21 protein-coding genes are annotated in these 24,047 nt (G+C 69.0%); 6 read left to right on the top strand and 15 right to left on the bottom strand.

The window, feature by feature from the left end:
- Window positions 1–91: 91 nt before the first annotated feature.
- From ACQ3HE_RS12240 to ACQ3HE_RS12225, 4 genes are all read right to left on the bottom strand, one after another.
- Window positions 92–1,720 (bottom strand): ABC transporter substrate-binding protein, encoded by a 1,629-nt coding sequence (locus ACQ3HE_RS12240; RefSeq protein WP_079704272.1) that lies wholly within the window; start codon window positions 1,718–1,720, stop codon window positions 92–94.
- A gap of 243 nt (window positions 1,721–1,963) precedes the next feature.
- A complete protein-coding gene (locus ACQ3HE_RS12235; protein ID WP_430892935.1) occupies window positions 1,964–2,983 on the bottom strand; it encodes a D-2-hydroxyacid dehydrogenase in 1,020 nt (339 codons plus the stop codon).
- Window positions 2,984–3,031: 48 nt separating this feature from the next.
- Window positions 3,032–4,348: an ABC transporter substrate-binding protein gene (locus ACQ3HE_RS12230; protein WP_124767791.1), complete on the bottom strand. Its 1,317-nt coding sequence runs from the start codon at window positions 4,346–4,348 to the stop codon at window positions 3,032–3,034.
- 129 nt (window positions 4,349–4,477) lie between these two features.
- Entirely contained in the window at window positions 4,478–5,929 is a 1,452-nt protein-coding gene (locus tag ACQ3HE_RS12225; RefSeq protein ID WP_430892934.1) for a CCA tRNA nucleotidyltransferase, read from the bottom strand.
- Here ACQ3HE_RS12225 and ACQ3HE_RS12220 point away from each other — a divergent pair.
- Entirely contained in the window at window positions 5,928–7,757 is a 1,830-nt protein-coding gene (locus ACQ3HE_RS12220; protein WP_430892933.1) for a stealth family protein, read from the top strand. The genes ACQ3HE_RS12225 and ACQ3HE_RS12220 overlap by 2 nt on opposite strands.
- A 197-nt stretch (window positions 7,758–7,954) precedes the next feature.
- Here ACQ3HE_RS12220 and ACQ3HE_RS12215 read toward each other — a convergent pair whose 3' ends face one another.
- Window positions 7,955–9,034, bottom strand: coding sequence for an SDR family oxidoreductase (locus ACQ3HE_RS12215; RefSeq protein WP_430892932.1), 1,080 nt, complete (start codon window positions 9,032–9,034; stop codon window positions 7,955–7,957).
- 191 nt (window positions 9,035–9,225) lie between these two features.
- Window positions 9,226–10,164: a phosphodiesterase gene (locus ACQ3HE_RS12210; RefSeq protein WP_430892931.1), complete on the bottom strand. Its 939-nt coding sequence runs from the start codon at window positions 10,162–10,164 to the stop codon at window positions 9,226–9,228.
- A gap of 179 nt (window positions 10,165–10,343) precedes the next feature.
- On the opposite strand from ACQ3HE_RS12210, the gene ACQ3HE_RS12205 reads away from it, so the two are divergent.
- A complete protein-coding gene (locus tag ACQ3HE_RS12205; protein ID WP_430892930.1) occupies window positions 10,344–11,111 on the top strand; it encodes a DUF1353 domain-containing protein in 768 nt (255 codons plus the stop codon).
- Window positions 11,112–11,205: 94 nt separating this feature from the next.
- On the opposite strand, the gene ACQ3HE_RS12200 is transcribed toward ACQ3HE_RS12205, so the two are convergent.
- Genes ACQ3HE_RS12200 through ACQ3HE_RS12180 form a run of 5 tightly spaced genes read right to left on the bottom strand, consistent with a single transcriptional unit; the run spans window position 11,206 to window position 16,360 of the window.
- Complete coding sequence (locus tag ACQ3HE_RS12200; RefSeq protein WP_079003721.1) at window positions 11,206–11,985, bottom strand: ABC transporter ATP-binding protein; 780 nt, start codon at window positions 11,983–11,985, stop codon at window positions 11,206–11,208.
- Window positions 11,982–12,803 carry an ABC transporter ATP-binding protein gene (locus ACQ3HE_RS12195; protein ID WP_430892929.1) on the bottom strand — a complete coding sequence of 274 codons (822 nt, stop codon included), beginning with the start codon at window positions 12,801–12,803 and terminating at the stop codon, window positions 11,982–11,984. The genes ACQ3HE_RS12200 and ACQ3HE_RS12195 overlap by 4 nt, the downstream gene beginning before the upstream one ends.
- A gap of 38 nt (window positions 12,804–12,841) precedes the next feature.
- A complete protein-coding gene (locus ACQ3HE_RS12190; protein ID WP_430892928.1) occupies window positions 12,842–13,723 on the bottom strand; it encodes an ABC transporter permease in 882 nt (293 codons plus the stop codon).
- Window positions 13,720–14,793, bottom strand: coding sequence for an ABC transporter permease (locus ACQ3HE_RS12185; RefSeq protein ID WP_228501403.1), 1,074 nt, complete (start codon window positions 14,791–14,793; stop codon window positions 13,720–13,722). Before ACQ3HE_RS12185 ends, ACQ3HE_RS12190 begins: the two co-directional genes overlap by 4 nt.
- Window positions 14,777–16,360 carry an ABC transporter substrate-binding protein gene (locus ACQ3HE_RS12180; protein ID WP_197977346.1) on the bottom strand — a complete coding sequence of 528 codons (1,584 nt, stop codon included), beginning with the start codon at window positions 16,358–16,360 and terminating at the stop codon, window positions 14,777–14,779. The genes ACQ3HE_RS12185 and ACQ3HE_RS12180 overlap by 17 nt, the downstream gene beginning before the upstream one ends.
- A 174-nt stretch (window positions 16,361–16,534) precedes the next feature.
- On the opposite strand from ACQ3HE_RS12180, the gene ACQ3HE_RS12175 reads away from it, so the two are divergent.
- Window positions 16,535–17,095 carry an Lrp/AsnC family transcriptional regulator gene (locus ACQ3HE_RS12175; RefSeq protein ID WP_079003723.1) on the top strand — a complete coding sequence of 187 codons (561 nt, stop codon included), beginning with the start codon at window positions 16,535–16,537 and terminating at the stop codon, window positions 17,093–17,095.
- Between the two features lie 33 nt (window positions 17,096–17,128).
- Here the strand turns inward: ACQ3HE_RS12175 and ACQ3HE_RS12170 are convergent, their stop codons facing one another.
- Window positions 17,129–17,512 carry an avidin-fold protein gene (locus tag ACQ3HE_RS12170; protein ID WP_201299337.1) on the bottom strand — a complete coding sequence of 128 codons (384 nt, stop codon included), beginning with the start codon at window positions 17,510–17,512 and terminating at the stop codon, window positions 17,129–17,131.
- Window positions 17,513–17,693: 181 nt separating this feature from the next.
- Between ACQ3HE_RS12170 and ACQ3HE_RS12165 the strand changes: the two genes are divergently transcribed.
- Entirely contained in the window at window positions 17,694–19,106 is a 1,413-nt protein-coding gene (locus ACQ3HE_RS12165; protein ID WP_079704284.1) for an aminopeptidase P family protein, read from the top strand.
- A gap of 131 nt (window positions 19,107–19,237) precedes the next feature.
- The gene (locus ACQ3HE_RS12160; RefSeq protein WP_430893089.1) at window positions 19,238–20,716 is read left to right on the top strand and encodes a SulP family inorganic anion transporter; all 1,479 of its coding nucleotides are present in this window, start codon (window positions 19,238–19,240) and stop codon (window positions 20,714–20,716) included.
- 21 nt (window positions 20,717–20,737) lie between these two features.
- Here ACQ3HE_RS12160 and ACQ3HE_RS12155 read toward each other — a convergent pair whose 3' ends face one another.
- Together ACQ3HE_RS12155 and ACQ3HE_RS12150 are read right to left on the bottom strand one after the other, a co-directional pair.
- Window positions 20,738–21,082 (bottom strand): type II toxin-antitoxin system PemK/MazF family toxin, encoded by a 345-nt coding sequence (locus ACQ3HE_RS12155; protein ID WP_274498837.1) that lies wholly within the window; start codon window positions 21,080–21,082, stop codon window positions 20,738–20,740.
- Window positions 21,079–21,336, bottom strand: coding sequence for a CopG family ribbon-helix-helix protein (locus tag ACQ3HE_RS12150; protein ID WP_159876470.1), 258 nt, complete (start codon window positions 21,334–21,336; stop codon window positions 21,079–21,081). The genes ACQ3HE_RS12155 and ACQ3HE_RS12150 overlap by 4 nt, the downstream gene beginning before the upstream one ends.
- Before the next feature lie 202 nt (window positions 21,337–21,538).
- Between ACQ3HE_RS12150 and ACQ3HE_RS12145 the strand changes: the two genes are divergently transcribed.
- The gene (locus ACQ3HE_RS12145; RefSeq protein WP_079704288.1) at window positions 21,539–22,624 is read left to right on the top strand and encodes an NYN domain-containing protein; all 1,086 of its coding nucleotides are present in this window, start codon (window positions 21,539–21,541) and stop codon (window positions 22,622–22,624) included.
- 91 nt (window positions 22,625–22,715) lie between these two features.
- On the opposite strand, the gene ACQ3HE_RS12140 is transcribed toward ACQ3HE_RS12145, so the two are convergent.
- Window positions 22,716–23,999, bottom strand: coding sequence for a M18 family aminopeptidase (locus tag ACQ3HE_RS12140; protein WP_430892927.1), 1,284 nt, complete (start codon window positions 23,997–23,999; stop codon window positions 22,716–22,718).
- Window positions 24,000–24,047: the final 48 nt, after the last annotated feature.

Below are 24,047 nucleotides of genomic sequence, written 5' to 3'. Positions count from 1 at the left end.
GAGCCCGGACAGACGATCGGGGCGGCTCTGTGGAGCCACCCCGATCGCGACGTCCGACTCACCATAGTCGGATATCAGTTGGTCAGGCTACTCAGCCCTTGGTGATGGGGGCGTAGCGGAACTTGAACGACGCATCGAGGACGGTGCCCTCGATGTCCTTGCCGACGACCGCCACCTGAGCGCCCTGGAGCAGCGGGATGGTCGACAGGTCGGCCGCCTCCGTGTCCTGGATCTGCTCGATGAGCTTCGTCCGTGCGTCCGCGTCCGTCGTCGAGCGCTGCTCGTTGATGAGGTCGTTGACGGCCGGGTTGTCGTAGTGGTTCGCGAGGAAGTTGTCCGTGGCGAAGAACGGCGTCAGGTAGTTGTCCGCGTCGGAGTAGTCCGGGAACCAACCCAGCTGGTACGCCGGGTAGACGTCCGTCGTGCGGTCCTTCGAGTACTGCACCCACTCGGTCTGCTGCAGGTTGACGGTGAACAGGCCGTCGGCCTCGAGCTGGTCCTTGATGAGCGCATACTCGTCGCCGGAGCCGGAACCGTAGTGGTCACCGTTGTACTGGAGGTTGAGCGCGACCGGAACGGTCACACCGGCTGCCTCGAGCGTCTCCTTCGCCTTGGCGGCATCCGGGCCACCGTCGCCGTCGCCGTAGAGGCCCTTGAGGGACTCGGTGGCACCGGTCAGGCCGGCGGGCACGTAGGAGTAGAGCGGCGTGTAGGTGTCCTTGTACACGTCCTTGGCGATCGCAGCGCGGTCGATCAGGTCGGCAGCGGCCTGGCGGACGGCGAGCGCCTTCGCCGGGTCGGCGTCAGCAGTGGTCGCTCCGTAGGGCATCGTGTCGAAGTTGAAGACGAAGTAGCGGATCTCACCACCGGGGCCGTCGACGACCTTGACGTTCTTGTCCTTCTTCAGGTCTTCGATGTCGGTCGCGGAGAGGCTGCGCGATGCGACGTCGATGTTGCCCTGCTTGACGTCGAGCTTCAGGTTGGACTCGTCGGTGTAGTACTTCACGTTGACGGTGTCGTTCTTCGCCTCGCCGAGGAGGCCCTGGTAGTCGGCGTACTTCTTGTACGAGATGAGCTCGTTGAACTTGTAGCTGTCGATCGTGTACTGTCCGGCGAAGGCCTTGCCCTTGACGATGTCGTTGTCGGGCGTGACCTCGGTGGCGGAGAAGACGTCCTCGTCGACGATCGGGCCGACGGGGCTCGAGAGCACCTGTGGGAAGGTCTGGTCGTTCTCGGTCTTCAGCGTGAAGACGACGGTGAGGTCGTCGGGCGCGTCGGTCTTCTCGAGGTTGCTGAGGAGCGACGACGGGCCGTTGTCGTCGGCGATGGCCAGCTGACGGTCGAAGCTGAACTTCACGTCGGAGGAGGTGAGGTCGTTGCCGTTGGCCCACTTGAGGCCCTTCTTGAGCTTCACCGTGTACTCGGTCGGCGAGGTGAACTCGGCCGACTCGGCGATGTCGGGCTCGACGTCGGGGCTGTTGTACGGCGTGTTCAGGAGGAAGGGGAAGACCTGGTTCATGACGGCGAAGGAGCCGTTGTCGTACGATCCGGCCGGGTCGAGCGTTGTGACCTTGTCGGTCGTGCCGATGACGATCGTGCCGCTGGCACCGCTGCTGGAGCCGCTGCCACCGGCGGCGCAGCCGGCGAGGGCGAGGGCGGTGATGGACAGACCCGCGAGCGCGACGGCGCTCTTCCGGAATCCACTACGTGGGGATGACATTGATGTCGACCTCGTTTTTCTGTGTGTGAGAGACGGCACGGCTGTGTGCAGGTTCTTCGCACGTGCTTGTAGAGGATTACAGCACGCTCCGAACAAATCCCTCAAACCGAGAAGGCTTCCGGTGCAGATTCGTTACGAGCACGAAACGTGCGCGAGCGACATCTGTAGCGCAAGGACCGCGCGTTTCGCCAGGTTCGGACGCCAGCGAGATCCCGGGCCCGACGCACGCACAGCCGGGGTCGGTCAGTACCCGCGCTCGGCCTCGAACCGGTTCAGCAGCGGTTCGCCTGCGCGGTAACGGGCGAGGTTCTGGATGAACAGTGCCGTAAGTGTCGCGTTCTCGCTCTCGACCGTGGACGCCGAGTGGGGCGAGATGAGCACGTTGTCGAGGTCCCAGAGCGGGGAGTCCGCGGGCAGCGGCTCCTCGCGGAAGACGTCGAGGGCCGCGCCACCCAGCTTGCCCGAGCGGAGCGCCGCGATCAGCGCGTCCTCGTCGACGACCTGTCCGCGGGAGATGTTGACGATGGCGGCGCCGTCGGGCAGGAGGGCGATCCGGTCGGCGCTGATGAGGTTCTCGGTCTCGGGCGTGAGCGCCGTGCAGAGGACGAGCACGTCGGTGCCCGGCAGCACCTCGTCGAGCCGGTCCACATCGCTCAGCTCGACGCCGTCGGGGAGCTCATAGGTGCCGCCGACCCGACCCACCGCGGTCACCCGTGCGCCGATGGCGTCGAAGGTCCGCACCACGTTCGACCCCATGCCGCCGACGCCGACGACGGTGACGCGCATCCCGGCCAGCTGCCTTGTCGTGTACCGCTCGAACCGGCGCTCCCGCTGCCGGCGCTGGAGGAAGGGAACGCCCTTCACGACGAAGAGTGCCCCGGTGAGGGCGAACTCGGCGAGTGGGACGGCATGCACGCCGCCCGCCGTCGTGACGGTGATGCCGCTGCGTTCGAGTCCGGTCCGGCGCATGAACGCACCGATGCCGGCGCTCGTCGCCTGGATCCATCTCAGGTTCGGGGCGCGCTCCGGCAGTGCCGCCGGGTCCTGCCAGTCGAAGTCGAACGCGACGTCGGCCCGGGCGAGCATGTCCGCCCACCGTTGCTGGTCCGCTGCGGACAGCTCGGGTGCCGGCCCACGGTGATCGGCGACGTACTGCGGGACCGCGACGAGCGTCGGGTCGTACAGCACCTCGACATCCGGGTGGGATGCGCCGATCGCCTCGACGTACTCAGGCTCGAGGTGACTCGCGATGAGGATCCGCATGATGGTCCATCATGCCCTGCGATGCCCTGCGATGCCCTGCGCCCGGACTCAGTCGTTGATGGCGGCGTTGGCCGCCTCCTGCGCCTTCTTGAGACCGTCGGCGACGGGCGTCGTGCCGGCGAAGATCTCCTTGAAGATCGGGTCGTAGGCGGCGAGTCCCTTCGCGTACCCGGCACCCGTCGGCGGCGCGATGGTCTTCGCGTCGTCGGCGATCACGTCGAAGAAGGGCTGCACGTCGACGTCCTGGCCCTTCCAGTAATCGAAGTACTGCTTCTGGGCCGCGGTGACGGCGGGGACCGCCGAGCCGGACGAACCGACGGGAGCGTTGCCCTCGGTGCTGCCCAACCAGGCGAGCACCTTCTTCACCTGGTCGGGGTGCTTCGTGGCCGCGTTGCCCGCTGCGGCGATCCCGTTCGTGACGCTGACCTTGCCCGCAGGGCCGGCCGGGAGCTCGGCGACACCCCAGCGGAAGTCGGCACCGTCGTGCACGGCCTTCAGGCTGTAGAGCCCCGACTGGAACATCGCGACCTTGCCCTGGAGGAAGGCGTCGCGGGAGAAGTCACCGTCGGCGTTCGTGGAAGCGGCCGGTGGGGCGACCTTGGCGCCGTTGATCGCGTTGACGAGGTAGCTGACGGACTCGCTCGTCTTCGGGTCGTTGAACGCGAAGTCGTCGCCGTCCTGGTACTTCCCGCCGTTCGAGCCGATGAACGGCAGGAGCACGGCCTGCAGGTCGTACCCGAGGCCGGTCCCATAGGTGGCGGGCGCCGCCGGGTTGAAGCCGGGCTGGTCGGCCGAGACCCCGGCCGCGTCCTTCGTCAGCTTCTTCGCCAGGGGCAGGAACGTGTCCTTCGTCGCGTCGGGCGACCAGGTCGCGTCCTCGAGCTCGGCGGGCTTCACGCCGGCCGCGTCGAGGAGGTCGGCGTTGTAGTAGACCGCGATCCCGGCGTCGGACAGTTGCGGGACGGCCCAGAGCTTGTCGTTCCGGGTGAACTGGCTGACCACGCTCGGTGCCCAGTCCTTCGAGGCGTCCTTACCGAGCGTCTGCCCGACGTCGAGGACGCTGCCGCTGTCCGCGTACCCGGCGAGGTAGGAGTTGTTCAACCAGAAGACGTCGGGAGCGGTGTCCGCCGCGACATCGGTGCGGAGCTTCGTCCAGTAGTCGGCCCACTCGACGACGTCGACGCGGACACGGATGTCGGGGTTCTCGCGCTCGAAGGCGGCGAACGAGGTCTCATAGGCGTCGGCGACGGCGGCATCCCAGACACGCACCGTGACCGTCGTGCGCTCCGTGGATCCGGCGGCGCAACCGCTCAGCATCAGGGCGGAGGCAGCCGCGATCGCGAGGGCGGCGTGGCGCTTGAGCATGAGAATCCTTCGTTCCGTGAACCTCAGGGAGGCTAGCAGTTCAGTCTGAACGCCCGCGAGCTGTCAGAAACGGTCAGTGTGACGCCGTCTGACCGTGCGTTTGTGACAGTTCGCGGGCAGGTGGGGCTGTCACCGGGAGGACCACCAGTCGAGGAGGCGGCGGGTGGCCTCCTCCTCGCCGAGCGGGCCCTCGTCGAGGCGCAGCTCCAGTAGCCAGCGGTACGCCTCGCCGACCTCGCGACCGGGTGCGATGCCCAGCACCTCCTGGATGCGGTTGCCGTCGAGGTCGGGCCGGACGGACTCGAGCTCCTCCTGCTCCTGGAGCTCGACGATGCGCTGCTCCAGGTCGTCGTAGGCGAAACCGAGGCGGTCGGCCTTGCGCCGGTTGCGGGTCGTGACATCGGCGCGGACGAGCATGTGCAGCCGCTCGAGCAGCGGACCGGCGTCGCGGACGTAGCGCCGCACCGCTGAGTCGGCCCAGACGCCCTCCGAGTACCCGAAGAACCGCATGTGCAGCTCGACGAGCCGCGCGACGCTCTTGATGGTGTCGCCGTCGTAGCGGAGCGCGGTGAGGCGCTTCTTCGCCAGCTTCGCACCCACGAGGTCGTGGTGGTAGAAGGTGACGGCTGCGCCGGGGCCGGTCTTCTTCGTCGCCGGCTTGCCGATGTCGTGGAGCAGCGCGGCCCAACGCAGAACGAGGTCGGGCGCCTCGCCGGGGTGCCGCGAGCGCTCGTAGCCGATCGCCTGCTCGAGCACCGTGAGCGAGTGCTGGTAGACGTCCTTGTGGTGGTGGTGCTCGTCGGGCTCCAGCCGGAGCGCGGGCAGCTCGGGCAGCACGAGGTCGGCGATGCCGGTGTCGACGAGCAGCTCGAGGCCCGCGCGCGGGTGGTCGGTCGCGAGCAGCTTGCCGAGCTCGGCCTGGATGCGCTCGGGACTCACGATGGAGATGGTCTCGCGACGCTCCTCCATCGCCTCGATCACGTCGTCGGTGGGCCGGAAGCCGAGCTGCGAAGCGAACCGCGCGGCTCGGAGCATGCGCAGCGGGTCATCGCCGAAGGAGACCTCGGGCGAGCTCGGCGTCCGCAGCAGGTGGGCGACGAGGTCCTCGACGCCGCCGGACGGGTCGACGAGGGTGATCTCGGGGATGCGGAGCGCCATCGAGTTGACGGTGAAGTCGCGCCGCCGCAGGTCGTCTTCGAGGGTGTCGCCGAACGCGACGACCGGCTTGCGGGTCACGCCGTCGTAGGCGTCGGCCCGATAGGTCGTGATCTCGACGGTGTCGGCGTGCTCGACGCCGCCGTCGTCGGTGACGGTGACCTTCGCGCCGATCGTCCCGAAGTCGCGGCCGACGTCCCACCAGGCGCTCGCCATCGGCTTGAGGACCGCGAGGATCTGGTCGGGCGAGGCGTTCGACGTGAAGTCGAGGTCGCTCACGGTGCGACCGAGCATCGCATCGCGAACCGGTCCACCGACGAGGGCCAGTTCGTACCCGGCTTCGGCGAACGCCGACGCCACCCGAGCGACCACGGGCGACGAGGCCAGGTCCTGCAGGCGCACCAAGGATTCCGCCACGCTCACCATGGGTCAATCGTACCCGGACGCCGCCTGCGACCCCGTCGCCGTCAAGCCGCGAGCGGTCCCGGGCGACGGCCGTACAATAACGATGAACCCACTCCCCAGCAGACCAGAGGCGGACACGATCACGAACGAACTCGACGACCAGCGGCCAACCGTCGGCACTCAGGCACCGACGGCCTTCACCAGTACCGCGAAGGACACGATTCCGCCGGAACTCCCGTTCACCACCGCCCCTGAGCTCGTCCTCGTGACCGGTGGCTCCCGATCGCAGCGCTTCGACCGCCCCGACGTGGTGCAGCGCAAGGGCGTCTACACCCTCATCAACGGTCACCTGACCCCACAGCAGTCGATGGTGGAGGACCTGCTCGCCGTCGCCGACGTGCTCGACGCGGCCGAGATCGAATACCTCCTCATCCGGGGCGAGCACGACCGCCCCGTCATCGTCATCGACCGCTCCCTGCGCAAGCGCCTGCAGACCGCACTCGCAGAGGCGTTCGCCGACGAGCCCTTCTACAGCGTGCCGCTCAAAGCGCGCATGTCGACGGTGAAGCCGGCCGGCGATCCGCACCTCCTCTCCGACGGCCTGCTCACCGGCGCCCGCAAGGCCGAGGTGTTCCGGCTGTACCGACCGCGCATCGAACCGCTCGGCCGCCTCCGCTACGGCATGGAGACCGCCCTGCAGCTCGAACTCTGGCGCTTCGGCGACGAGGAGATCACCGCTCCCGTTGAGAACGTCCTCATGCGGACGTACATGCCCCGCACCGAGGCCGTCGAGACGACCGTCGAACGCTATGGCCGCACCTGGCGGACGCTCGAGCACATGTTCGGTGCGCTCGCGAGCGACGTCACCTTCGACATCGACCTCGTCTTCTCGTGGGTGGACGGCTCCTCCGAGGAGTTCCAGCGCGCCCGCGCCAAGCGGATGCAGAGCTACGTCGTCGGCGACGGCGACGACTCCGACGCCCGGTTCCGCCAGATCAACGAGCTCAAGTACGCCCTCCGCAGCGTGCACACCTTCGCCCCGTGGATCCGACGCATCTTCATCGCGACCGACTCCCCCGCGCCCGAATGGCTGGCGGAGCACCCGAAGGTCACCATCGTGCGCAGCGAGGAGTTCTTCGGCGACCTCGACGCCCTGCCGACGCACAACTCCATGGCCGTCGAGAGCCAGCTCCACCGCATCGAGGGGCTGTCGGAGCACTTCCTCTACTCCAACGACGACATGTTCCTCGGACGACCGATCAGTCCCGAACTGTTCTTCTCACCGGGCGGCATCAGCAAGTTCGTGGAGGCGACCACCCGCATCGGCCTCGGGGCGAACGACCCCTCGCGCAGCGGCTTCGAGAACGCGGCCCGCGTGAACCGTCGGCTCCTGCACGAGCGCTTCGGACGCGTCACCACCCGTCACCTCGAGCACTGCGCCGCACCCCTCCGCCGGAGCATCATGGCGGAGATGGAGCAGGAGTTCGCCGAGGAGTTCCGCGCGACCTCCCACAGCGCGTTCCGTGCGGCCGACAACATCTCGGTGACGAACTCGTTCTACCACTACTACGGCCTCATGACGGGTCGCGCGGTGCAGCAGACCCAGGCGAAGGTCCGCTACATCGAGACGACGCTCAAGCAGTCGCTCGGGCAGATGGAACGACTCCTCAAGCGACGCGACCAGGACATGTTCTGCCTGAACGACGGCAGCCGGCCGGAGATCTCGGTGGAGCAACGCACCACCGCGGTGATCGACTTCCTCGAGCGGTACTTCCCGTTCCCGGCCCCGTGGGAGCGCGAGGCCGCCGTGCCGAACGCGCTCGAGATCGAGCCCGCCAAGCTCAGCTGACCGCCCTTCGACAGGCTCAGGGACCGAGACGGGCGCTCAGAGGCCGGAATGGGCCACTGAGCAGAACCCGGTCACTGAGCTTGTCGAAGTGCCGCCCTTCGACAAGCTCAGGGACCGAGACGGTCGCCACCCTTCGACAGGCTCAGGGACCGCACGGGTGCCCAGGGGCCGGAAGGGCGCCCGGGGACCGGGGCCGGTCAGGGGACGATGCGCTCATCGCGGAGGCGGTCGAAGATCGCGATGAAGGCGTCCAGCGTCCGCCGGTAGCCGGTGAAGCCGGCGAGTCGGCTCTTGCTCATGTCGGTGACGACTTCGATGTCCCGGCCGAGGTCGCCGTCGGTGTGCCACCACGACGCCACGCGGGAGAGATCGGCCTCGACGAGACCGTGTTCGGCCGCCAGCTCGGCCCAGGTGCCCTCGACGCCCGCCATCTGCTGCTCGAGCGGACGCGGCTCGGTGTCGAAACCCTCCGGCTCGACGCCGAGGTGCGCAGCCAGTCGCGGCCACATCCAGCGCCAGCGGAAGACGTCGCCGTTGACGATGTTGAACGCCTCGTCCGCACCGGCCGGTGAGGTCGCAGCCCAGAGCATCTGCTCGGCGAGGAGTCCGGCGTCGGTCATGTCGGTGAGGCCGTTCCACTGGGTCTCGGAACCGGGGAACACGAACGGTCGGTCGAGGCGCTTACAGAGCGCCGCCTGCACCGCGAGCGTGGACGCCATGTTCATCGCATTGCCGACCGCATGTCCGATCACGGTGTGGGAGCGGTGTACCGACCAGGTGAACCCCGCTCGCGCAGCCGCGGCGAAGAGCTCGTCCTCCTGCTCGTAGTAGAAGTTGGGCGTGTCGAGTCGGTCCTCGTCCTCGTGGAACGGGGTGTCGGGCATCTCGCCCGCCGCATAGGCCTCGAACGGGCCGAGGTAGTGCTTCAGGCCGGTGACCAGGGCGACGTGCTGAACGGGCTCGGCGGAGAGGGCTGCCAGCAGGTCGCGGACCATGCCGCCGTTGACCCGGATGTTCTCGGCCTCGGTGTCCTGACGTGACCAGGCGGTGAAGAACACGTGGGTGACGCCGGTGCCGCCGAGGGCGCGCGCGAGGTCGTCCGCGTCCCGGAGGTCGGCCGCGACGTGCTCGACCTGCGGGTGGGCCGCCGGCGCTCGGCGAGCGAGGGCGAGGATCCGCCAGCCACCGTCCTCGAGGAGCTGCGACACGATCGCGGAACCGGTGATGCCGCTGGCGCCGACGACGAGTGCGGTGCGGGGTGCTTCTGGGGAGGTCATCCGTCCACGATAGGCGCGTCGGTCTGGGGAGGCTCCCGGAACGGCGGAGTCGGCACGCTGCGGCCCTTCGACAGGCTCAGGGACCGGAGAACGTGCAGCCCTTCGACAGGCTCAGGGAACCGGGGGAAGTTCAGGGACCGGGGGGAAGTTCAGGGACCGGAGGCGAGCTCAGGGAGCAGGGAGGTGCAGCCCTAGACGAGTACGCCGATCGGCATCGTCAGCGGCGGCTCCGGCTGCACCGGCACCGTGTCCGACACGGGCAGCTCGATGCCGTCGCGAGCGAGCAGGCGCGCACTCTCCTCGGCGTCGATGTAATGCAGCGGCGGGGTCTCACCCAGCGGCACCACCGAGTGCAGGACCGTCTTGCCGTAGACGTGGACGAGGTTGAACGCCCGCGCGCCGTCGCGACCACGCGTCCCGCCGACGGGCACGTTGAGGTCCTGCGTGTAGCACGTGGCCGAGGCGACCGACACCGGGATGCCCGCGAACGTCGCGGTCGACGAGTAGTGCAGGTGACCGGCGATGATGCTCCGGACGTCGGACCCCTCGAGCACTTCGGCGAGCTTCGCCTGATCGCGCAGCTCGACGCTCACGGCGAGGTCGAGCACGCTCGGGACGGGCGGGTGGTGCATCGCGAGGATCGTGCCGTGGGGCGCCTTCGTCGAGAGTTCCTCGGCGAGCCAGTCGAGCTGCTCGTCCGAGACTTCGCCGTGGTGGTGCCCGGGGACGCTGGAGTCGAGGGTGATGACGCGGAGGCCGTTGACGTCGTAGACGCGGTCGACCGGGCGGGTGGTCGGCACCTCACCGAACAGCCCGGCGCGGAACGCCTGGCGGTCGTCGTGGTTGCCCATCACCCAGATGATCTGCGATCCGAGGCGCTCGGCGACCGGCTCGGCGATGGAGCGGATGCGGTCGTACGCGTCGGGTTCGCCCTTGTCGGCGAGGTCACCCGTGAAGACGATCGCTTCGGGCCGACCGCCGGACGCCTCGAACTCGGCGAACAGGTGACGCAGATGCGTCTCGCTGTCGACGCTGTCGTAGAGGCTCCCCCCGCCGGCGAGGAGGTGCGTGTCGCTCACATGGAGCAGGAAGTGATCGGGCCTCGGGTACTCGGCCGTGCGAAGACTCACGTGACAACTCTCGTTCGAGCGATGCTCTCCGAACCGCATCGCAGCTGTTTGACCATCTGACCAGACTCGGTTGAACGGCAACGGAACGCCACGCTACGACGCGGGAAACTCGTGAGCAAGGTCACGAGCCGACATCCAGGGGACTCACACCTGACGGTGGGCTGCGGGAGGATGTCCGCATGCCCTACCTCGACGACGATGAGCAGCCGCTGCAGCGGATCGATCTGGCGCAGATCCCCCCGACCGGACGCCGGTTCCGGCTCGAACGGCGGATCGGGTTCCAGGAGCACGCACCTGACGGTCCCGTCGTGTGGGCACAGGCGTCCGACGGCGGGCACGACGGCGGCCGCACGGAGGGATGGACCGACCTCGCGTCCGTCCCGGGCGTCCTGTGGAGCTTCATCGGCAGCTACGGCCGACAGTCCGCGCCGGCCGTCGTGCACGACCACCGGGCACTCCTCGCGCTCGGGCTCCCGCCGGACCAGGCACTCGAGCAGCGGTTCGAGGACGACCGACAGTTCCGCGTCGGCCTCCGCCACCAGCGGGTGCCGCTCCTGCGCGCCTGGCTCATGTGGGCCGTCGTGTCGGTCGAGCGGTACGTCAGGCACGCTCCAGGCGTCGCCGCCGTCCTGATCGGGCAGTCGGTCCTCGGGGTCCTGGCCGTCTGGGTCGCGACGATCGGACTCGTCACGCCCGTGCTCGGCGCTCCGACGCCCGGGTGGCTCGGCCTCGCGATGGCACCCGCGGTCCTCGCCGTGTGCTGGCGGGAGGAACGGAGACTCCTCGTCTGGTTGCCGTACGCCGGTGCGCTCCTCGGGCCGATCCTCCTCGTCCAGCTCGCGGCGGTCGGCGCGTTCCGCCTCCTCGAACTGCTCGTCCGGGAGACGATCGACCGACCGTTCATCGACGACTCCCCCGGCCCGGTCGGCCCGCCGACCCTCCGCTGACCGGTTCCCTGACTCAGGAACGCCTCGGCGTGTCGAGCGCGGGGGACCCGACACGCCGAGACGCTCCTGAGACAGGGACGGAGCAGGGGTCCGGCTAGGCGCCGGGGAGGGTGCCGAGTCCGTCGACGACCGGGATCGCCGCGAGGAGCCGCTGCGTGTAGGCGTCCTGCGGGTCGGACCAGACGCGGTCGACCGGACCGTGCTCGACGATGCGACCGGCGCTCATGACCGCCACGTCGTCCGCGATGACCCGCACGACGGACAGGTCGTGGCTGATGAACAGGAGCGCCGCGCCGGTCTCGACCGCGAGCTTCCGCATGAGCTTCGCCACCCGAGCCTGCAGGGAGGCGTCGAGCGACGCGATCGGCTCGTCACCGATGAGCAGCTCGGGGCCCGCCGCGATGGCCCGGGCGATCGCGATGCGCTGACGCTGGCCGCCCGAGAACTGGTGCGGGTAGCGGGTGCGGCTGGCGGCGTCGAGTTCGACGTGCTCGAGCAGCTGACCGACGTCCCACGCGTCGCGCACCGGGTTGACCCGGAGGCCGTCCTCGATCTGACTCCCGACCGTGCGGCGCGGGTTCAGCGAGGCGTACGGGTTCTGGAAGACCATCTGGATCCGCAGCAGCTCCGGTGCGCGCTTCCGGAGACCCAGCTTGCCGATCGGCGTCCCGTTGAACGTGATCGCGCCACCCGAGGTCGGTTCCAGCCCGCAGACCGCTCGCGCGAGTGTCGACTTGCCGCAGCCCGACTCCCCCACCAGGCCGAGCACCTGTCGCGGCTCGAGGTCGAAGCTCACGCCGTCGACCGCGTTCAGCGTGCCGCGACCGGGCAGCTTGTACGTCACGTGGACGTCGTCGAGGTGCAGCAGCGTCATGACGCCGCCTCCGTTCCCGTGTCGGGCAGCGCGTCGATGAGCGCCTTGGTGTACTCGTGCTGCGGATCGGTGATGACCTGGTACCGGCTGCCGTGCTCGACGATCTCGCCGAGCCGCATGACCGCGATCGTGTCGGCGAGCGCCGACATCACTCCGAGGTCGTGGGTGACGAGGATGATCGCGATCCCGAGCTCGTCGCACAGCTTCCGCAGCAGGCGGAGGATGCCGGCCTGGACCGTGACGTCGAGGGCCGTGGTCGGTTCGTCGGCGATGAGCACCGAGGGCTCGCACATGAGCGCCGAGGCGATTGCGACGCGCTGCAGCTGCCCGCCCGAGAACTGGTGCGGGTACTTGCGCAGCGCCGCCTCCGGGTTCGGGACGGCGACGAGGCCGAGCATCTCCAGCGCCCGCGCGTGGGCGGCCGCCTTCGAGGCTCGCGTGTGGTGCCGGTAGTGGTCGACGAGCTGGGCCTCGACCGTGAGCATGGGGTGCAGGCTCGCGGTCGGGTCCTGGAAGATCATCGCGATCTCCGTGCCGCGGTACCGGTTCATGGTGCGCTGCTTGAGCCCCACGAGCTCGGTGCCGTCGAAGCGGATGCTGCCGCCGAGGTCCGCACCGGCCGGCAGGAGCCCGCAGATCGCGAGCCCGGTCATGGTCTTTCCGGACCCCGACTCACCGGCCAGCCCCGTGATGCGACCGGCGGGGACCTCGAGGTCGATGCCGCGGAGGATCTGCTTGGCGGCCGCGCCGCGGCCGAAGCCGAGCGTGAGCCCCTCGATGACGATCCCGCCACCGGTGCCGCCTGCTGACTGGGTCATGTCGCGTCCTTTCGGATCGGTCACTCCGTGCTCGCCGCTCACAGCGCGCGCCCCTGCACGGCTTCCTGCGACCGGGGGTCGAGGGCGTCGCGGAGGGCATCGCCGAGGAAGTTGAAGGCGAGCACCACCGTGAGGATGGCGAGTCCAGGGAAGACCGCGATCCACCAGGAGGAGAAGTTCTGCACCCCGTCGGACACCATCGCGCCCCAGTCCGGCGTCGGCGGGACGGCACCGAGGCCCAGGAACGAGAGCCCCGACAGCAGCAGGATGGCCGTACCGACGTCGAGTGTGGCGAGCACGACGACCGGCGACACGACGTTCGGCAGGATGTCCTTGCCGAGCGAGGTGAACGGCCCGTTGCCGAGCAGACGACCGGCGATGACGTACTCGGCACCCCTGGCTCCGATGACGAGCGAACGCGTCACGCGGGCGTACGCCGGCCACGACACGATGAGCATCGCGATGACGGCGTTCGTGAGGCTCGGGCCGAGCGCAGCGGCGATGACCATCGCGAGGATGATCGTCGGGAACGCGAACACGAGGTCCGCGATCCGCATGATGGTCTCGTCGAGGGCCTTGCCGAAGTAGCCGGCGATCGCCCCGAGCAGCGAACCGATGAGCATCGCGAAGATCACGAGCATGAGGGCGAGCGGGATCGAGACCTGCGCGCCGCTGACGACCCGGGACAGGACGTCGCGGCCCACCTGGTCGGTGCCGAACCAGTGCGCGGCACTCGGGGCCCGCAGCCGGTCGAAGTCCTGGGCGAGCGGGTCGAACGGCCGGATCCACGGCGCGAGCACCGCGACGAGCAGCCAGAAGAGCACGATCACACCACCCGCGACGGCGAGCGGGGTGCGCAGCTGCTTCGAGATGCGGAGGCGGCCCTTGCGCTTGGTCTGGACGGCGAGGACGTCGGTCATGCCACCCTCACTCTCGGGTCGATGAAGCCGTACAGCACGTCGACCAGGAAGTTCAGGCCGATGTACACGAAGCCGACGATGAGCCCGACGCCCATGATCGCGGGCAGGTCGAGTTTGGTCGCCGCGGAGTACGCGTACTCGCCGAGGCCGTGCCACGAGTACACCTTCTCGACGAGGACCGTCCCGGACAGCAGCGACCCGAAGGCGACGCCGAGCACGGTGATGATGGGGACGAGCGCCCCGCGGAGCACGTACCGGGTCACGACGACGTGGCCGGGAAGGCCCTTCGCCCGTGCTGCGCGCACGTAGTCGAGGTCGAGCACCTCGAGGATCGCCGACCGTGCGAACCGGGTGAGCAGACCGATCGTGTAGAGCGCCAGGACCGAGGCGGGCAGGATCAGGTGGGCGATGGCGTCGCCGAAGGTCGACCACTGGCCGGCGAGCAACGCGTCGATCGTGTACATCCCGGTGACCTTCGGCGGCGGGATCGCCGCGGGCGAGAGTCGCCCGGAGCCCGGGAACCAGTGCAGCTGGGAGAAGAACACGAAGTAGACGACGAGTGCGAGCCAGAACGACGGCACCGAGATGCCGATGAGGCTCACGACCCGGATGACCTGGTCGGTGATCGTCTTGCGTCGCAGCGCGGCCCACATGCCGAGACCGACGCCGATGATGATCGAGATGACGATGGCGGTGAGCGCCAGTTCGGCCGTGGCCGGGAAGGCGCGACCGAGTTCGTCCGCGACGGCGCCGCGGGTCTGCTGCGAGGTCCCGAGGTCACCCTGGAACAGGTTTGCGACGTAGGTGACGTACTGGACGGGCAGTGGCTTGTCGAGGCCGGCGCTCTCGCGGAACTGTGCGACGATCGTCGGATCCGCTGCGGCCTGCTCACCGAGCGCCGCCTGCACGGGGTCCGCGGGGACGAGGTTGGTCAGCGTGAAGGTGACGAGCGTCACCCCGAACATCAGGAGGACCGTGAGTCCGAGCCGAATGCCGAGGTAGCGCGCGAGCGGGTGGAGACCCGCTCGCGCGCTGGACGTCGTCGGTGCGACGCTACTTGATTCCGGCAAGATCGACGGTCCACGTCGGGTTCAGCGGAACCTCGGTGATCGTGGTCGCGGTGACCACGTTCTGCGCCGGCTGCAGGAGCGGGATGAACGGTCCGCTCGCGTTCTGCGCCTTCTGGAGGTCCTGGTACGCGGCGGCACGGGCGTCCGTGTCGGTCGCGGCGAGCGCCGCGTTCGCGAGGTCGGTCACCGTCGGGTCGGCGCCTGCCGGCCAGCCCGCGCGGAGGCCGACGAGCTCACCCGGCGTGAACGCGAGGTAGTTCGACGGGTCCGGGAAGTCCGGGCCCCAGTACCAGAGACCGACGGTCTCCTTGCCGTCGCGGTAGGCGTCCAGCTCGGTGGCGACCGGAGCCGGGGCCAGCGTGATGGTGATGCCGACCGACTTCAGCTGCGCCTGGACCGACTCCGCGATGCTCTGGAGCGACAGCCCCTGCACCGTGATGTCGTTCGGGAAGTTCAGCGTGACGGCTTCGCCGGCGTAACCGGACTCCTTGAGAGCCGCCTTCGCCGCATCGGCGTCGAACTGGTTGCCGTCGGCGGCGTCGAGCGCACCGTTGAAGATCGAGGGGATGAAGCCACCTGGACGGACGGAACCGTCGCCGGCGAGGTCGACGATCTTGTCGTAGTCGATGCCGAGCTTGACGGCCTCGAGGAACTTCGGGTTGCTCGTGATGTCGCTGATCGCGGGGTCCTGGTTGAGCATGAGGAAGATCATGTAGCGCGAGGGATTCGCGATGATCTTCACCTTCGAGTCGTCGAGCTCGGAGACCTGGTCGGGGTTCAGGTCGAGGGCGACCTGCGAGTCACCGGCCTCGACGTTGAGCTTCTGGGTCGGGCCCTGCACGTTGCGGAGGACGACGCGCTCGTACGCGGGCTTGGTCCCCGTGTACTCGGGGTTCGCCGTGAAGACGACCTGCGAGGCGGCGTCGAAGGACTCGAGCTTGTACGGGCCGGAGCCCGCGGAGGTGGTGTTGAGGAACGACTCGGCCGCATCGTCGGCGGTCGCGCTGCCACCGTTCTCCTCGACGACCTTCTTGTTCACGACGCCGAGGGCCGGGTTCGGCAGGATGAACGGGAGGGCCGGGTTCGGCGTCGCCGAAGTGAGCGTGAGGGTCGTGTCCGAGGTCTTCTCGATCGTGACGCCGTCGAGCAGGAAGGACGGGTTGCCCTTCACGCCCTGGACGCGCTGCAGCGAGAACACCGCGTCGTCGACGGTCACGTCGGAGCCGTCGGAGAACTTCTTGCCGTCCTTCATCGTGAGGGTCATCACCGTGTTGTCGGCGTTCATCTCGTAGCTCGCGAGGCCGTCGACGGGGGCGGTGACGTCGTCGCCCTTGAACGTGAGGAGGGTCTCGTAGAGCGCCTTCGCGACGATCGAGCCGGTGGTCTCGTACTCGCGGTTCGGGTCGGCGGTCTTGAGGTCGAAGGACGCGTCGACGACGAGCGACTTGCCCGCACTGTCATCGGAGCCACCTGAGGGGGAGCAGGCGCTGAGCGCGAGGCCGGCGGCGAGGGCGAGGCCGAGGGCCGCCATGCCGCGCCGGCTCGTGCGGCTGAAGGATCGTGACAAGGTGGAGCTCCTTATCTGGTTGGAGGGATGAGCTGAAAGTAGTGCGATACGCGATCATTCGTCAATCCACAAGCCGTTACCAAAGAAGAATTGTCTCGATTTCGCGGCGAATCTGCCATATCCTCTCAATCGACCGCCAGGACCACCGCTGAATCTGGACGTTTGGAGCAATCGATGCAACTCGACGACACCCACATCCGCATGTTGGAGCTGCTCCGGGAGGACGGGCGGGCTTCGGTCGCCGCACTCGCGGAAGAGCTCGGGATCTCCCGCTCGAACGCCTACTCGCGCTACGAGGCGATGCTCCGCGCCGGCGTCCTGAAGGGGGTCCACGCGGAGATCGAGCCGGCCACGGTCGGGCTCGGTGTCGCGGCGATGGTCTTCATCACGCTGCGACAGAGCCAGTGGGCGGACTTCCGCGCGCGCCTGTCCTCGGTCCCTGAGCTCGAGTACTTCGCCGTCACGACCGGCGAGCACGACGCGATGATGCTGATCCGGGCCCCAGATGTGGCGGCGATCCACGAACTGGTCGCCACCCGGCTCGCACAGTGGCCGTCCATTAAGGCGACGACGACCGTCTTCCTCATGGACGAGGAGCGGTCGAACGTGTCGCTCCGCATGACGAGGTCCGAACGCACGAGCGTCGAGGACTCCGGCGAGCGCTTCGGCATGACCCGGTTCGTCCGAACGAGCGACGAGCGCGCCCAGCGGGTGCCGGAGCGACGCGGACGCTGACCCGCCGGCGGCGGCGTGCCGAACCTGACCGGTTCAGGCGGCGGCGATCTCCCGACAGACGCTGACGTGGGACTGGCCGTCCGGGCCGATGAAGTCCTCGGTGAGGATGAACGAGCCGTCCTCGGCGCGGGAGATGATCGAGCTCGCTTCGCCGCGCGTCGTCAGGTCGCCGGCACGGTTGCGGTGCACGAACGAGATGTCGATGCGTTCGCCGCTGCGCACCCCGCAGAACCGTCCGACGGAGACGGTGTCGCCGACGTATTCGCCCCACAGCACGCCGTGCGTCTCGTGGTAGACGAATCGCGTGGGTGCGTCGGCGTCGACGACGCTCGCGGACGACGACACCATGTCGAACACCTTCGCATCGAGGTTGAAATCGAGCGTGGCACTGGTGCCGGTGTCGGCGGTTCCTGTCATGCCGTCATTCTGCGGAGGCGTCCGAACAGGTGTCAACCTGCCGACGATCCGTCCATCCCGTCCATCACCTGAGCCGGTCAGACAGGACGAAACGCCGGATCTGACGACACCGACGAGATGTTCCGCTGGCTCCAGGCGTCGCAGCTTGACGGCGTCCACCGCGGGTGGCTTACTGATCTCCATGTGTCCAGACAGCCTGCAGTTCCGCGACCCCCGCACCCAGCCGCTCCCCCGGGACGACGCGTTCCGCGAGTACCTCGCGACGGGCTGGGGTGCGGTGGACCGCTCCGTCGACCTCGCCGAGGGTGCCGGCGCAGCCGCCGGGCGTCACCGCGACGTCGTCAGCGCGCAGTTCCCCGGCCGGTGGCTCGTGGTCACCGCGGGACGCGCCGTGACGCGCGCGAACGACACCGAGTTCCCGTTCCGGCCCGACAGCGACTTCGTGTGGCTCACCTCCTGTCAGGCGGAGGGCGCCGTCCTCGTCATGCGGCCGACCGCCGGTGGGCACGACGCGACGCTGTACCTCGCCGAGCCCGTCGGTCCCGGTGAGGAGGCGTTCTACGCCGACGCCATGCGCGGCGAGCTCTGGATCGGCCCGTCCGCCGGACTCCCCCAGTGGGCGGAGGCGCTCGGCATCGAGGTCCGCTCGCTCGAGGTGCTGGACGAGTCCCTCGCCCTCGTACCCGCCGACGCGCTCCGCGCAGGCGCCCCGGAGCCCAGGGTCGACGGTCGATTCGCGGCGTCGCGAGCGCTCCTCATCGCCCTGTCCGCCGCGAAGCTCGTCAAGGACGACTGGGAGATCGCGCAGCTCCGCGCCGCCGTGGACGCCACGGTCGGCGGGTTCCGCTCGGTCGTGCGCGAACTGCCCGCCGCCATCGAGTTCGGCGGAGAACGCTGGTTGCAGTCGACCTTCGAGCGCCACGCCCGCACCTTCGGCAACGGTGTCGGGTACTCGACGATCATCGGCAGCGGACCGCATGCTCCCACGCTGCACTGGACGCGCTGCGACGGTCCGGTCCTCCCCGAGCATCTCATCCTCATGGACGCCGGTGTCGAAGCCCGCTCGTTGTACACCGCCGACGTCACGAGGACCTTCCCGGCGAGCGGGTCCTACACCGCGGCCCAGCGCGAGGTCCACGACCACGTCGAGCGGGCCCACCGCGCCGCGATGTCGGAGGTGGGCCCCGGCCGGTCGTTCATCGACATGCGGAACACGGCCTACGAGCAGATCGCCACGAGCCTCCGCGAACTCGGCATCCTGCAGGTGTCGGTCGACGAGGCGATGTCGCCGAACGGCCAGCAGCACCGCCGCTACCTGCCGAGCGGCACCGGCCACCATCTCGGACTCGACGTGCACGACTGCGCCCGCATCGGCGACGAGCGGTACCTCGACGAGCCGTTGCAGCCGGGCGCCGTCCTGACGGTCGAACCCGGCCTCTACTTCCACGCGAACGACCTCACCGTGCCGCCGGAGCTGCGCGGTATCGGCGTCCGCATCGAGGACGACCTGCTCGTGACCGCCACCGGCCACGAGGTGCTCTCCGCAGCACTCCCGATCAGCGCGGACGGTCTCGAGGCCTGGTTGCGGAGCTGACCGACGGTTCACAATTCAGGACGGTCGTCGCATGTCGCGACGCGCCCCTGCGGCACCAGCAGCGACTCGCCCGGTGCGTCCTGCGTTGCGAACGAGCCTAGGCTTGCACGGTGAGTCAGCCCGACGCCCCCATGCGCACCGCCGTCCGCCCGAGCCCGGGCGTCATCGCGACCCTGCGGAACCCCATGGCCTTCAGTGTCGAGATCCTCGCCGGGATCGTGACGACGCTGGCGCTCATCCCCGAGGTCATCTCCTTCTCGATCATCGCCGGCGTCGACCCGAAGGTCAGCCTCATCGCCTCCGTCGTGCTCGCCATCTCGATGTCGATCCTCGGCGGGCGTCCGGCGATGATCACGGCCGCCGCGGGAGCCGTCGCCCTCGTCGTCGCGCCGCTCGTCAAGGAACACGGCGTGGAGTACCTGCTCCCCGCCGTCATCCTCGCGGGCCTCATCCAGATCGTGTTCGGCGTCACCGGTCTCTCCCGGCTCATGCGGTTCATCCCCCGCTCGGTGATGATCGGGTTCGTCAACGCGCTCGGCATCCTCATCTTCGTCGCCCAGGTCCCCCACCTGCTCGGCGTCCCGTGGCTCGTCTACCCGCTGTTCGTCATCACGGTGCTGATCGTCCTGCTGCTCCCCAAGCTCACCACCGCGGTGCCGGCGCCGCTCGTCGCCATCGTCGTCGTCACCGCGATCACGATGATCGCGCACGCCGCCGTGCCGACCGTCGGCGACCAGGGCGACGTCTCCGGCGGCCTCCCCGGCCTGACCGCGCTGCTCGTGCCGCTGAACCTCGAGACGCTCGGCATCATCTGGCCGACCGCGCTGAGCGTCGCGTTCGTGGGGCTCATGGAGACCCTCCTCACGGCGAAACTCGTCGACGACATCACCGACACGACCTCGTCGAAGGGGCGTGAGTCGTGGGCCCTCGGCGTCGCCAACATCCTGGCCGGTTGGTACGGCGGGATCGCCGGCTGCGCGATGATCGGTCAGACGGTCGTGAACGTCAAACTGGGCCGAGCTCGGACGAGGATCTCCACATTCGTCGCCGGCGTCTTCCTCCTGCTGCTCGTGACCGCGCTCAGCCCGGTGATGGCGCAGATCCCGATGGTCGCGCTGGCCGCCGTGATGATGATCGTCGCCATCAAGACCGTCGACTGGCACAGCGTGCGCCCGGCGACCCTGCGACGGATGCCGATCCCCGAGACGGTCGTGATGGTGGTGACCGTCTCGGTGGTCGTCATCACACACAACCTCGCGATCGGCGTCGCTGCAGGAGCCGTCCTCGCGATGGTGCTCTTCGCGCGGCGCGTGGCCCACGTGATCCGCGTCCGCCGGGTCCTCGCGGACGACGCCGCCTCCGTCCGCTACAGCGTCATCGGCCCCCTGTTCTTCGGCAGTAGCAACGACCTGGTCGAGCAGTTCGACTACGCCGCCGATCCTGCGGACGTCGTCGTCGACTTCACCGCCTCGCAGATCTGGGACGCCTCGAGCGTCGCCGTCCTCGACGCCGTGCAGGAGAAGTACGCCGCACACGGCAAGCAGGTCGTGTTCACCGGACTCGACGAACGCAGCTCGGCGTTCCACGGAAAGCTCACCGGCCACCTCTGAGCCGATCGCTCCGGCACCACCTCAGAGGTGCAGCACTCGCCGGAGCCCCGCGTCCAGATCCAGTGACAGGGTGACGGGAACCCTCCCGGCGGCCGGACCGAGGTCGTCCTCATCGAGGGTGAGCAGCTGCGTGGTGTTCACGACCGAGTCCTTCGGCAGGCCGGAAGCCGTCGCAGGGAGGAACACGTTGCCCGGGAGCTCGGCGAGCGCCGTGTTCGACGTGACGACCGCGACGATCACGGTCCGGAGTGCGCTCCGTGTGTAGGCGTCATGTTGGACGACGACGACCGGGCGCCGACCGGCGGGCGCACTCCCCCGTTCGCGAGGGCCGAGATCGACCCACCGGATGTCACCGCGGCGGATCACCAATCGTCTCCGGCAGTGAGTTCGGCAAGGCGGTCGCGTCCGGCCGCGGCGACGCCCCGTGCTTCCTCCGCTGAAGCGACTCCCGCACGCCGCAGCGCGGTGTCCACTGCGTCAGTGAGACCGGCGGCATCGGTCTCGTCGAGATACCGACTCGCCGCCGCCGCGAAGAATTCGGACCGGTTGACACCGAGCTCGGCGGCGCGAGCCTCGACGCGGGTGAACAGTTCATCAGGCAACGAGATGGCGGTCTTCACAGGTAAGAGTATAACCGGGTATAACTTGGGTTGCGACCCTGGGCTGAAGATGTCGACGGCGTGACTGGGCATGCGACCACGGTACGCAGCCCAGGTCGGTCACGGCCTGGCCGGCGCAGCAGCGGTGGAGAGGAGCCCCCGCAAGCCGGGCTGTGGAGGACTGAAGTCGCCGATTCGCGGGCCACCAGAGGATGATGGAGTCATGGCAGAAACCGGAACGCCCAGAGTCGCGGTCTACATCGACTTCGACAACATCGTCATCTCGCGCTACAACCAGCTCTACGGGAAGGCGGCGTTCAGCCGGGATCGCGCGCGGTCCCACGTGCCCTCCGCCGCACCCGAAGGCGACGAGATCTCCGAGCGCCTGCAGGCCGCTCGCGTCGACGTGGGCGCCATCCTCGACTACACCTCGTCGTTCGGGAACATCGTCATCAGCCGTTCCTACGCCGACTGGTCCGAGCCGGTCAACTCCGCGTATCAGAAGGACCTCGTGGACCGCGCGGTCGACCTGACGCAGATGTTCCCCACGACGAAGGCGATGAAGAACGGTGCCGACATCCGCCTCGCCGTCGACGTCGTCGAGGACCTCTTCCGCCTCCCCGACCTCACGCACATCGTGATCGTCGCAGGCGACTCGGACTACATCTCCCTCGCGCAGCGCTGCCGACGCCTCGGACGCCACGTGATCGGGATCGGTGTCGCCGGTGCGACGAGTCGTGCGCTCATGGCGGCGTGTGACGAGTTCTCCGACTACGACGACATCCCCGGGATCGTCCGGCCGGTCGTCACGCGCACGCCCCGGACCCCTGCCGCCGTCGAGAGCACGGCGGAGGTCTCCCCGGAGGAGGCGCCGAAGTCCGCGCCCAAGTCCGGCGGGCGTCGTCGCGCCTCGTCCGGGTCCACGCCGACGGCCGAAGCGCCGGTCGCCCAGACACCTCCCCGCATCGGCGGCCTCTTCACTGAACCGGTCTTCAGCCACCGCGACGCCGACGACCTGGACGACACCGACGAGGAGACCGCGGACCCCTCCGGCCCCGACGCACAGCGTGCGGCGACCGAGCTCCTCGTGCGGGCGCTCCGCCTCGTGCACGCCAAGAACGACGACGAGGACTGGCTGCTGAACGCCGAGGTGAAGAACCAGATGATCCGCATGGATCCGGCGTTCAAGGAGAAGCCGCTCGGCTACCGCTCGTTCAGCGACTTCATCAACTCGCGCTCCGACCTCGTCGAGGTGAACCCGGACGCGAGCCCCGACGGACGTCGTCTGCGACTGCGCGAACTGGGCTGAGCCCGGCCCGGTAGCAGGAGATCAGCGCCGGAGCAGGACCGTCCGCCTTCGGGCGTCCTGCTCCCGCGCGGATCTCCTGCTGCGGCGCGGCTCAGGCGCCCCGGAAGAACGCCTGGACCGCTGCGCTCAGAGCGGTCGGATCGTCGATGTGGCACAGCTCGCGGGCGGAGTGCATCGACAGCAGCGGCGTCCCGACGTCGACCGTCCGGATGCCGAGCCGCGTCGCGGTGAGCGGGCCGATGGTCGAGCCGCACGGCACCGTGTTGTTCGACACGAAGTCCTGTGAGGCCACACCTGCGGCGGCGCAGCTCCGGGCCCACAGTGCGGCCCCGAGGGCGTCGGTGGCGTAACGCTGGTTCGCGTTGATCTTGAGCAGTGGCCCGCCACCGGCGATCGGACGGTTGGCCGGGTCGTGGCGCTCCGGGTAGTTCGGGTGGATCGCGTGGCCGGCGTCAGCTGACAGGCACCAGGAGGCCGCATAGGCCTGGAGCCGTTCGGACGTCGTCGCGCCCAGCGATGCGCCGATGCGGGTGAGGACGTCGTCGAGGAACGGACCGCTGGCACCGGACGTCGAGGCCGAACCGAGCTCCTCGTGGTCGAAGGCGGCGAAGACCGTGATGTGTCCGGCGTCGTCCGTCGCTCCCCCGTCGCTCGCGGCCAGCAACGCCGCGAGTCCCGCGTGGACCGAGGTCAGGTTGTCCATGCGTCCGGCGGCGAACAGCTGACCGTCGAGACCGAATCGCCGGGGCTCCTGGGTGTCGGCCACGAGCACGTCGTATCCGGCGATCGCGGTGGGATCGATGCCTGCGATCACCGCCAGGTGCGCGAGCACGTCGGCGTGGGCGAGGTCACCGACCCCGTACACGGGCTGCAGGTGGCGCTGGCGATCGAGGACGAGGCCGTCGTTGGCGCTTCGGTCGAGGTGCACGGCGAGCTGCGGGATGCGCAGGAACGGGCCGGTCCGGACGAGGTGTACGGTCCCGTCGAGCGTCACCAGGCGTCCGGCGAGTTCGAGCTCGCGGTCGAGCCAGGAGTTGAGGAGCGGTCCGCCGTAGACCTCCACGCCGGCCTGCAGCCACCCGTGAGCGCCGGTCGTCGGCTTCGGCTTGAGCTTGAAGCTCGGCGAGTCGGTGTGCGAGCCGAGGATGCGGAACGGCGTCGTGGCGTGGGCCTGCTCGGGCTGCACCCAGGCGATCACCGCGCCCTCGCGTTCGACGAAGAACTGGCCGGCGCCCCCGTCCCAGGACTCGGTCTCGAGCCGCCGGGTGAAGCCGGCCGCCGTGAGGCGCCGAGCACTCTCCGCGACCGCGTGATACGAGGTGGGCGAGGCGACGATGAAGTCGGCGAGGTCGGTGATGTGGGCGACGGAGTCCATCCCACCATCCTCCCACCACCCACGCACCCGGCACGTGGATGCACCAGG

The sequence above is a fragment of the Plantibacter auratus genome (assembly GCF_050587365.1).
Taxonomy (GTDB): domain Bacteria; phylum Actinomycetota; class Actinomycetes; order Actinomycetales; family Microbacteriaceae; genus Plantibacter; species Plantibacter auratus.
Note: the sequence above shows the minus strand (reverse complement) of the source record. Positions and strands in the feature narration are given on the sequence as shown.